The following is a 3,308-nucleotide window of genomic DNA, read 5'->3' as shown; positions in this document are numbered from 1 at the left end:
GATTATGCCGAGGTTTTCGTTAACCCGAGGAATCCGTGTTTATCCTGATCAGACTGGTCAGATTCCCTCATTCCTCGGGTTAACGGTTGCAAAGTTACTTGAGACTGTACAAGGCTTCCAGTTGTGAGTCGGTCAGTTGCGGGGCAGTCGGTGTCGGGGTAGCGACGGTGATGGCCTGGCGCATCATGTCGATCGTTGCGAACGCGTAGAAGGCTTGAGTCGTCGAGGCGTTGGTATGTCCGAGAAGTCTCATGATGATTGGCAGTGGGATTCCTTCCTGATAGAGATCCATTGCTTTCGTCTTCCTCAGCATGTGCGGGTGGATCCTGCCTGGAAATGTCGGACACTCCTGCTGAGCGATCGTCACGGCCTGGTTGAGAATCAGCGATACGGAATCCGTTGATAATTTCGAAATCTTCCCGTGGTGGTGGGTATAGAACAGTGGACGATCTGAATCTTCTTCGTCGGGGTGGAACTCTGCCAGATAGGGCCCCAGGTGGTCGGTGGTGGCAGTGTTGATCGGTACAACTCGAGTCTTATTTCCTTTGCCTTTCAGGCGCACCTGGGCAGGCTGACGAAGGTGGACGTCGCTGCAGGTCAGTGTTGTGAGTTCGCTGACTCGTGCTGCTGTGTCGTAGAGGATGATCAGCATCATTTGGTTCCGCCATGACTTCACCGTCGTGGTGTCGAATGCCGACAGCAGGGCACTGGTGTGGTCGGTCGTGAGGTAGTCGACGGGGTTGACTGTGATGCGGGGTGGTTTCACATCGGCAATCGCTTTCGACGCCGCGACGAGGGTGAGATCTTCGGCCGCGCTGAAGGCGAGGAAGGCACGTAGCGCGGTCAATCGCAGCGTGACCGTGCGTGGAGCATATTTTTTCGTGGTGTTCATCCATTCGATCCAGGCTTTGACTCTTTCCCGTGTGCAGTCATCGAAGGTGATCGTTGTCCGTGGCCTGCCACCAACGGTGGTGAGGAAGATCAGGAAACATTCGAGACTGAGCCTGTAGGCGGTGATCGTCGCGGGCGAGCATTTACGAACGTTGGCCAGGTAGGAGTGGAGGAAGTTACGGGCGAAGACGAAGAAGTCAGGGGCACCAGTGATGGGGTTGTGTTTCATCGCGCGTCGGGTTCCGGGATGACCGTGTTCGCTGTTTTTCCTGCCAGCTCAGCATACGAGTCCATGAAGTCCGGGGAGGTGTGCACGTAATACAGAGTCGAATCGATTCCTGCATGCCCCATGTAGGCGCTGAGGTACGGCAACATGGTGTTGACGTCGGTGCCTTCGCGCATCCAGCGTTCAATATTGGCGTAGGCGAAATGGTGCCGGAAGTCGTAGGACCGTGGTCGGGGTCCTCCTGCTGGCCGGGCCAGGCCGGCGTGATCCCAGATACGGTTGAACATTACTCCGATCGATGAGGGGCTGAGACCGGCACCTGTGGACGAGACGAAGAACCGTTGGCGGTTGGGGAACTGAGAACGAGAGCGGCGGTGGCAAGAATCGAGAATGCCCATGACTGCGTCGGTGAGGGGGAGTTTGCGTTCCCGACCTGATTTCGATGTGGCGATCATGATGTGGCGATCGTTGAAGTCGACGTTTGCCGGGGTCAGCGCCCGGACTTCGCGGGTGCGTAGGCCGGCCGAGTGCATGAGGAGGAAGAATGCTGTGGCCTGCCATGCCCAGGGTGAGTGGGCTGGGACCGTTCGAGTCGCTGTGAAGAAGGCCTCGATGTCGGTACTGCTCATCAGGTACGGGGTGGAATGGACGATTCCGGCTTTCCACTCATCCCCGAGGACGTGGGCGCTTGGGTCACGGTGGATGCGCATCCATCGGCCGAAGTCACGGATGTAGGACATCCATGAGCGGTGAGTTGAGCAGTGAGTCAGTTCGTCGGCTACCCATCCTTCGACGGCGCCGCGGTCGAGTTTCGTGATCGAATGGCGTGTTGCCCATGTGTCGAAGTGACGTAGGTAGTAGATGCGCGAGTGTCCGGTCTTTCCGGTTCGTGCTTTGAAGTCGATGTAGGCGATCAGGTCGTCGGCGAATGAGCTGATGAAAATCGGGGGCTTCATGACTGTGCTCCTTTCGGGACGGGCAGGACGCAGTCGCGTAGACGATCGGCGTCGACGGTGTAGTACACGGTTGTTGAGGTCGGATCTGCGTGTCCGAGGACAGCAGAGATCGTGGGCAGTGGGGTGTTGGCCTTCAACAGCCTGGTCGCGGCGGTGTGGCGGAGGAACTGGGCACCGGCCGGATGGTCAATTCCTGCAGTGTTCAAGGTCTTCGTGATGATCACGTGGATGGCTGAGTGGTCGGTCAGTCGGGTGTGTGGAGCTTTCGTCCGCAGGAACACTTCGGGACTGGTGCTGGTTGGCCGTCCGCCCAGGACGTAGTCGGCTACACGTTGGCAGAGCAGGCTGGGCAGCGGCACGGTCAGTGGGTTGCCGGTTTTGTGTTGAATGATCCGCAGAGTGCGGTGGTGCCAGTCGAGATCGGTTAGTTTCATTCTGGTGATATCGATCGCGCGCAGCCCTGTGGTCAGCGCGAGCAGAGTGATCGCGGCGTTCCTGGCCGGGGTTGAGGGTTTCTGGCATTCGGCGATGACCTGCTGGCATTGCTGATCGGTCAATGCAGGAATCACGGCATGATTCCGAGTGGCGTTGATCAGGCAGAGGGCGTCGATGAGGTCGGGGCGGTGGCTGTACTTGAAGAAGGGACGCAGATTCGACACTACCCAGGGAAACGAGGTGGATTTCCACCTGGCCAGGAGTGAGTCGAAGTGCGCGGTGACCGTGTCCGCGGTCGCGGCGTCGAGGGTAGTGATTGACTGGCCTTCGAGAAAGACGAGATAACTGCGGGTCGTGCGTGCGTAGTCATCGATCGTGGCGTCGGCGAGCCCACGTTGACGTATATGAGTCTCATACTCGGTGTAGCGATCCGCGAGATCGTGGCTGGTTGGCCAGCGGCCGCCGCCACCTCTTGTTCGGTGGGAGAGCACGATGGTGCTGGTTTCGAGGTAGGTGTTGACGAGGTGGATGAGTCGGGAGAAGTCGAAGTGGCGTTGAGCACTGAATTTCCCTGTTTGGGGACTGGTCGTCAGTCCGGCGAATCTGTTCCCGAGTTCGGGAGTGTAGACACCACCGTGCGTGTCGATGTAAGTGGTGAGCTTGGTGATCGTTTTCTGGTAGTTGGTGATGGTGGATTCTTGGTAGTTGGCATCGCGGAGCGCTGCAATCACGATGTCGCCGAGTTCGGGGACCGAGTGTTCCATGACCGTGTCCTTCCTCGTCGTTGAGGCCGATGGATA

The 3,308-nt window shown here is 58.3% G+C and carries 3 protein-coding genes; all 3 read right to left on the bottom strand.

What is annotated here, in order from left to right:
- Positions 1–94: 94 nt before the first annotated feature.
- The gene (locus INT32_RS21940) at positions 95–1,120 is read right to left on the bottom strand and encodes a tyrosine-type recombinase/integrase (protein ID WP_096147163.1); all 1,026 of its coding nucleotides are present in this window, start codon (positions 1,118–1,120) and stop codon (positions 95–97) included.
- On the bottom strand, positions 1,117–2,073 hold the full coding sequence (locus tag INT32_RS21935; protein ID WP_069599743.1) for a tyrosine-type recombinase/integrase: 957 nt from the start codon (positions 2,071–2,073) through the stop codon (positions 1,117–1,119). The genes INT32_RS21940 and INT32_RS21935 overlap by 4 nt, the downstream gene beginning before the upstream one ends.
- On the bottom strand, positions 2,070–3,308 hold a 1,239-nt coding region (locus tag INT32_RS21930; protein WP_226817355.1), incomplete at its 5' end, for a tyrosine-type recombinase/integrase. The genes INT32_RS21930 and INT32_RS21935, both read right to left, overlap by 4 nt.

Origin of the sequence: Advenella sp. FME57 (genome assembly GCF_014897675.1) — a bacterium.
In the GTDB taxonomy this organism is placed as follows: Bacteria; Pseudomonadota; Gammaproteobacteria; order Burkholderiales; family Burkholderiaceae_B; genus Advenella.
Note: the sequence above shows the minus strand (reverse complement) of the source record. Positions and strands in the feature narration are given on the sequence as shown.